The organism is Sphingobacterium sp. BS-2 (assembly GCF_046161205.1).
Classification (GTDB): domain Bacteria; phylum Bacteroidota; class Bacteroidia; order Sphingobacteriales; family Sphingobacteriaceae; genus Sphingobacterium; species Sphingobacterium mizutaii.
In genome coordinates, this window is record NZ_JBIXGO010000007.1 from 121,299 (window position 1) to 128,405 (window position 7,107).

Genomic DNA, 7,107 nt, shown 5'->3' on the forward strand with positions numbered 1-7,107 from the left:
ACCTAACTAATCAACTAATATGAACGTTCAAGTTTCCCCAGCTTTTCAATCTCGAGTTAAAAAAACATTGTTTTCCATCCTAATTTTTATCCTTGTTTACAGCATCCTGCTATTAATCAGTATTGGGATCACGGCTTTCTTTACTTATATAGGAATCTGGGCGATTATCAATTATCCAAACTTCTTGACCATTACGTTAGGTTTAGGATTGATTGCAGCCGGTTTTATGATTCTTTATTTCTTGATCAAATTCATTTTCGCCACTAATAAAACCGACACCAGCGATTTCATAGAAATCACCCAGGATGAACAACCCGAATTATTTGCAATGATTCATGATTTAGTGAAAGAAATAGAAACAGACTTCCCGCAAAAGGTCTTTTTATCTCATAACGTTAATGCTTCCGTATTTTATAATTCGAGCTTTTGGAGTATGTTTTTCCCCGTCCGAAAAAACCTCCAAATTGGCGTAGGATTAATTAATTCGTTAACTAATCAAGAATTAAGGGCGATACTAGCACATGAATTTGGACACTTCTCACAAAGAAGCATGAAGGTCGGCAGTTATGTCTACAACGTCAACAATGTTATTTTCAATATGTTATACAACAATGACACGTTAAAGAAAATGCATGAGAATCTTGCCAATTTAAGTTCTTATATCGCTTTGCCATTAAACATTTCAATACTCTCCATAAACGGCATCCAAAAGATCCTCCAAAAACTCTATGATTATGTTAACATCAATTACTTAGCATTATCTAGAGAAATGGAATTCCATGCGGATGAAATCGCCGCAAATGTGGCTGGATCTAATGCCATGACCGATGGCTTAAAAAGGCTAAGCTTTGCAAACCATTCCATGGAAAGTGTCATATCCTTTTACGAGAAAAACCAAAAATTAAATTGGATGCCACAGGATTTTTATGAAAACCATCATTCCGTCAACTTATTTCTCGCAAAAAAGAACAAATATGAAATCAAAAATGGATTTCCTAACGTTCCTTTGGATGCAGAATCCAAATTCAATAAATCAAAATTAAATATCGACAACCAATGGCAATCACATCCTTCTACCCAAGATCGCATCAACGCCATCTCCAAATTAAATATCCAGGTCGCATACAATAATCAAGCTCCTGCGATCAACATCCTCAGAAACAAGGAAATCCTATTTCAAAAAATAAAAGACTATTTGTTTGCAAACATCAATCATCAAGGTCAGATACAACTCCTCGACCCAATAGAGTTTCAACATAACTTTGCGAAGGATTTTGAAAAAAATGATTTTGATGAAATTTATAATGATTTTTACTTCTTTCTGAATCCGATCATCGACGATTTTTCAAAGGTTGACTACCATGCTGCCCCTATCCCAATTTCCGAGCTCTTTTCAGATCAAAATCGAGATCTTTCCTTTAAACTTAATTCCTTATCGAATGATAAACAAACCTTAATCGATATCAACAAGAAAGCCTACAATATTAAATCTTTTGATTATGATGGGGTCAAATACAAAAGTTCAGAAGCTAATCGAATTTTAGAGGCTGTGGAAGTTGAAATAAAAACCAAACAGGCTCAGATAAATGAAATAAACAAAAAAGCATTTGAGACGTTTTATAGCCTCGCAGCAAATGATCTGTCTAAAAACCAGTTAAAGAAATACTATGAAGATTTGAAAGAAATGGATACCATCTTCAATGAAAAGATCGAATTCTATTTTGAGCTGAACCAAAAATATTATTTCATTTATGAACAGGTCGAATATTCTGATATCATCAACAACTTGATGAAAAACAAGCCCTTGGAAATGAGATTAAAAACAGAAATTGCAGCACTTCTTACAAATTCGGAACTAGTTGAAGAATTGCCAGAAGATTTATTGAATTCCTTAAATGAATTCCAAAACAACGAGCTGGAATATTTCAAAGCAAATCAATACGATGACAACAATTTAACCTTGCTTTTCACGGCTATACATAATTATTACAACCTGATATTTAGGTCCTATTTTCTTCATAAATACAAATTATTGAAGTTCCAAAAAGAAATCTATGATTCGCAATAAAAAATACTATCCTGAAGAAAACCTTTTCAGAGGTTAGGTATTGATATCCTAATACATGACTAATAAATTCTATAATCCTACTCCGATACAGGTTCCTCGTTTTGAAGAGGCGAAGGGTTTTTACACCAGTAAAAAGCGGAGTAAGATTATGTCTAAAATCAAAGGCAAGAATTCGAAACCGGAAATTATCTTACGAAAAGCACTTTGGAACAAAAACATTCGCTACCGCATTCACCAAAAGAAATTACCGGGAACTCCAGATATAGTCATCCAGAAATATAAACTTGCCATTTTTGTCGATGGTGAATTTTGGCATGGCTATGATTGGGAGAATGTGAAAACAAGAATAAAAAGCAACCAAGCCTTTTGGATTCCAAAAATCGAAAGGAACATGCAAAAAGATTACTTCAATAATAAAGCCTTGCGCGACCTCGGCTATACGGTATTTAGATTTTGGTCCCATGAAGTTTTAAAGGACCTGAAAAAAGTATTGAACCAAATCGACCTGTATATTGAAACCAGAAGCCTATACCCCTAATCCAAACACTTTCAAACTCAGCTTATTCCTATCCTTATAAGCCATATTCTTATTCATCTTTTCCAGTTTAAAAATTCCTATAACCCATAAATTTTCCTACCTTTAAGAGAGAGGCAAATTGACGTTACCTTAGTTAATTTTCCCCTCCAATTATCATTTTATAAACTATTTATCCCATCACGTATATGAAGGATTCTGCAGGTCGTAAATTTAAAGAAGCTATTCAATCTGAAACCCCATTACAGGTCGTAGGCGCCATCAATGCCAACCATGCATTATTGGCTGAACAATCTGGATTTAAAGCTATATACCTATCTGGTGGCGGCGTAGCAGCTGGTTCATTAGGAATTCCAGACTTGGGAATCACCACACTGGAGGATGTCCTGATCGATGTTCAACGGATCACCAATGTTTGCTCCCTCCCCTTATTAGTCGATATCGACACCGGCTTTGGACCATCGGCATTTAATATTGCTCGGACAATCAAATCCTTAGAAAAGGCAGGTGCTGCGGGAATCCACATGGAAGACCAAGTCGGTGCCAAACGCTGTGGCCATAGACCCGGCAAAGAACTGGTCTCTACAGAAGAAATGGTCGACAGAATCAAAGCCGCAGTCAATGCACGCACAGACCCTGATTTCCAGATTGGTGCCAGGACAGATGCCCTAGCCTCCGAAGGATTGGATAAAGCCTTGGAACGTGCTGTTGCCTATCAAATTGCAGGGGCAGATTTCATTTTTGCAGAAGCAGTAACCAAGTTAGAAGATTATCTGCGATTCGCTGAAGCAACCGGTCTCCCGATCCTTGCCAATATTACGGAATTTGGAAAAACAGACCTTTATACCGTACAGCAATTAAAAGATGTGCGGGTCTCTATCGTCCTCTATCCGCTTTCTGCATTTCGTGCCGCCAATAAAGCAGCTCTTAATGTCTATCAACATATCAGGAATGACGGTTCGCAAGCTCAGGTAATCGACAGTATGCAAACCAGAGAAGAACTTTATAAAAGTATAGATTATTACCGTTATGAAAACGAACTAGACCAATTATTTAAAAACAAATAATATGAAAGAAGCAAATGAATCCGGTTTCAAACCTAAAAAAAGCGTTGCCCTTTCGGGTGTTCCCGCTGGAAATACAAGCCTTTGTACCGTAGGTAAAAGTGGAAATGACCTGCATTATAGAGGTTATGATATTCTTGATCTTGCAGAACAGGCAACTTTCGAAGAAGTAGCTTATCTATTGATCCATGAACATCTTCCAACTTCAAAAGAATTGGAAACTTACCAGCAAAAACTCATTAAAGACCGTGGACTTCCTGACCCTTTGAAAGAGGTCCTGAAACTGATTCCAGAATTTGCCCATCCAATGGACTTACTTCGCACTTCTGTTTCGGTTTTTGGAAATCTAGAACCTGAACCGCTACAACACGAGATAGAAACCACCAGAAATATTATCGATCGATTAATGGCAAGCATGGGATCCGCCCTGCTATACTGGTATCACTATAGCCATAATCAAAAAGAAATCGATGTAAAAACGGATGACGCTACAATCGGAGGACATTTCCTGCACTTATTGCACGGAAAAAAACCTAGTGAGTCCTGGGTACATGCCATGCAGGTTTCGCTAAACCTATATGCTGAGCATGAATTCAATGCCTCGACCTTTACCGCAAGAGTCATTGCGGGTACAGGATCTGATATCTATTCCTGTATTGCAGGTGCAATTGGTGCCCTCCGAGGACCCAAGCACGGTGGGGCAAATGAGGTTGCTTATGAAATTCAGGAACGCTATGCCAATGCCGATGAAGCCGAAGCTGACATCAAAAAAAGGTTAGCGAATAAAGAGGTTATCATTGGGTTTGGGCATCCCGTATATACCATAGCCGACCCTAGAAACCAAGTCATCAAGAAAATTGCCAAAAAACTATCTGAAGAAAGTGGCGATATGCGCTTATTTGATATTGCAGAACGGATAGAAACCGTAATGTGGGATGAAAAACGCATGTTCCCGAATCTGGATTGGTTCTCTGCAGTGGCTTACCATTTAATGGGAATCCCTACGGACATGTTTACACCATTGTTTGTTATGTCCAGGATTTCAGGATGGGGAGCCCATGTGATCGAACAGAGACAAGATGGTAAAATTATCAGACCGAGTGCCAATTACACCGGTCCTGAAAACAGGGAATTCATACCTTTAGCCGACAGAAAAAATTAACATAAAAACACTTATATATTAGAATGTCATCACATATTTCAAACAACAGACCAAATCCTGACCAGGTTTTGGTTGATATTGCAGATTATATCCTTGATTTTAAAATCAATAGTGACCTTGCCTTAAAAACAGCACACTATTGCTTCCTCGATACCATCGGTTGTGGTTTCGAAGCTTTAACCTATCCTGCTTGCACAAAACTTATGGGGCCCATTGTTCCCGGAACAGTAGTTCCAAATGGCGCCAAGGTTCCAGGAACTCCATTTCAATTAGACCCGATCCAAGCAGCCTTCAATATTGGCGCAATGGTGCGTTGGCTAGATTTCAACGACACTTGGTTGGCCGCAGAATGGGGACACCCTTCAGACAATTTAGGCGGAATTCTGGCAGTAGCCGATTGGATCTCTAGAAATAGAATTGCTGCCGGTAAAAAACCATTGGTCATGCTAGACGTATTGGAATCAATGATCATGGCGCATGAAGTTCAAGGTGTGTTGGCATTGGAAAACTCATTCAATAAGGTTGGACTTGACCATGTTATTTTAGTGAAGGTGGCCTCTACAGCAGTTGTCAGTAAACTTTTGGGATTGGACAGAGAAGAATTGATCAATGCCCTTTCTTTAGCCTTTGTGGATGGACAGTCACTGAGAACCTATAGACATGCTCCAAATACTGGAAGCCGAAAATCTTGGGCTGCCGGTGATGCGACATCGAGAGCAGTTCGTTTGGCTCTCATTGCCCAAAAAGGTGAAATGGGATACCCATCTGTCTTAACAGCTCCAGTATGGGGTTTTTATGACGTTTCGTTTAAAGGTAATCCATTTAAATTCCAACGTCCTTACGGCACTTATGTCATGGAGAATGTATTGTTTAAGATCTCATTCCCAGCAGAATTCCACTCCCAAACGGCTGTAGAAGCTGCAATGACCTTACATCAGCAATTAAAAGATGCAGGTAAGACTTCTGATGATATCAAAAGCATCAAAATTAGAACCCATGAGGCAGCCATTCGAATCATAGATAAAAAAGGTCCTCTTCACAACCCAGCGGACCGTGACCATGCCATCCAATATATGGTGGCTTTGCCTTTGATCTTTGGTCGTCTTACAGCCGCTGATTATGAAGACAATGTTGCTTCTGATCCGAGGATTGATGCCTTGAGAGAGAAAATTACCTGTTTCGAAGACCCGCAATTCACCAAGGATTATCACGATCCAGAAAAGAGATCCATTGCCAACGCATTAACCCTCGAACTGAATGATGGTAGCATCTTCGAAGAGGTGGTTGTTGAATATCCAATTGGACACCGTAGACGCCGAGATGAAGGAATCCCTAAATTGATAGAAAAATATAAAATCAACCTTGCACGTGTTTTCGCAGAAAAACAACAAAAAACAATCCTCGAAAACACCTTGGATTATGATAAAATCAAAGATATCCCAGTCCATGAATTAGTGGATTTAATGGTATAAAGAAAAAGCGGCTGGTAGGCCGCTTTTTTTTGAACCAGGATGCCCTTCGACGCCCCATCGGCTCCGCTCAGGGAGCGGCTCAGGGTACGGGATTAGAGGATTGACCAAGATCGTGGGAATGTACATAGCTTTCTAGGCCAAATTTATCCCCGTTTTCGTAGGGGCTTATTGCATAAGCCCGCTCCTTACATACTTGAAATAATTCTGCCCTTCTAGGGCAGTTTATCACAAAATCGTTCCTTCCCGACGTCATTCTGACGAAGGAAGAATCTCGGAACCATGCAAACCAGAATTCCATTGGCGAACAGGTCCTTGATCCTCGAGCGGCATCTCGACTTCGATAACCGCCGAGATGACGTTTACACACTGGATAAACCAAGATCGTGCGAATGAACATTGCTTTCTGTGGCAGATTTAACCCCATTTTCGTAGGGGCTTATTGCATAAGCCCGCTCCTAACATACTTGAAATAATTCTGCCCTTCTAGGGCAGTTTATCACAAAATCGTTCCTTCCCGGCGTCATTCTGACGAAGTAAAAATTTGGACTAAATTTATCGGAAGGTGATGACAGAAATGTGCAAGGCAAAAAAATGTTTTTTAAATTTTAAAGATATAACCCCTTTTGGGGTTCCATTATTTTAGCTGGCATGGCACGTTAGCCTGGAAGTCGCGCAAAAACGATGTTCGATTAATCGAACATCGTTTTTGCATTACCCCTATATTGTTTACCATCCATGCTAAAATAATTCATCCCCGCTAGGGATGTATGGCGGATAAAATATATTCTCCAGATAAATAAATATAG

General features: G+C 39.4%; 5 protein-coding genes. All 5 read left to right on the forward strand.

Annotation, left to right across the window (positions count from 1 at the left end; translation table 11 throughout):
- Positions 1 to 19: 19 nt before the first annotated feature.
- On the forward strand, positions 20 to 2,068 hold the full coding sequence (locus ACK2WI_RS01540; protein ID WP_409149516.1) for a M48 family metalloprotease: 2,049 nt from the start codon (positions 20 to 22) through the stop codon (positions 2,066 to 2,068).
- 55 nt (positions 2,069 to 2,123) lie between these two features.
- On the forward strand, positions 2,124 to 2,606 hold the full coding sequence (locus ACK2WI_RS01545; protein ID WP_093097347.1) for a very short patch repair endonuclease: 483 nt from the start codon (positions 2,124 to 2,126) through the stop codon (positions 2,604 to 2,606).
- A 185-nt stretch (positions 2,607 to 2,791) separates the two neighbouring features.
- Positions 2,792 to 3,670 carry a methylisocitrate lyase gene (gene prpB, locus ACK2WI_RS01550; protein ID WP_093097348.1) on the forward strand — a complete coding sequence of 293 codons (879 nt, stop codon included), beginning with the start codon at positions 2,792 to 2,794 and terminating at the stop codon, positions 3,668 to 3,670.
- A 1-nt stretch (position 3,671) separates the two neighbouring features.
- Entirely contained in the window at positions 3,672 to 4,829 is a 1,158-nt protein-coding gene (gene prpC / locus ACK2WI_RS01555; protein WP_409149519.1) for a 2-methylcitrate synthase, read from the forward strand.
- A gap of 23 nt (positions 4,830 to 4,852) precedes the next feature.
- The gene (locus ACK2WI_RS01560) at positions 4,853 to 6,301 is read left to right on the forward strand and encodes a bifunctional 2-methylcitrate dehydratase/aconitate hydratase (RefSeq protein WP_409149521.1); all 1,449 of its coding nucleotides are present in this window, start codon (positions 4,853 to 4,855) and stop codon (positions 6,299 to 6,301) included.
- Positions 6,302 to 7,107: the final 806 nt, after the last annotated feature.

What these genes read in the sequence shown, in the direction of transcription:
- prpC (WP_409149519.1), top strand. Translation starts at nt 3,672, where the DNA reads ATGAAAGAAGCAAATGAATCCGGTTTCAAACCTAAAAAAAGCGTTGCC.
- prpB (WP_093097348.1), top strand. Translation starts at nt 2,792, where the DNA reads ATGAAGGATTCTGCAGGTCGTAAATTTAAAGAAGCTATTCAATCTGAA.
- ACK2WI_RS01545 (WP_093097347.1), top strand. Translation starts at nt 2,124, where the DNA reads ATGACTAATAAATTCTATAATCCTACTCCGATACAGGTTCCTCGTTTT.
- ACK2WI_RS01560 (WP_409149521.1), top strand. Translation starts at nt 4,853, where the DNA reads ATGTCATCACATATTTCAAACAACAGACCAAATCCTGACCAGGTTTTG.
- ACK2WI_RS01540 (WP_409149516.1), top strand. Translation starts at nt 20, where the DNA reads ATGAACGTTCAAGTTTCCCCAGCTTTTCAATCTCGAGTTAAAAAAACA.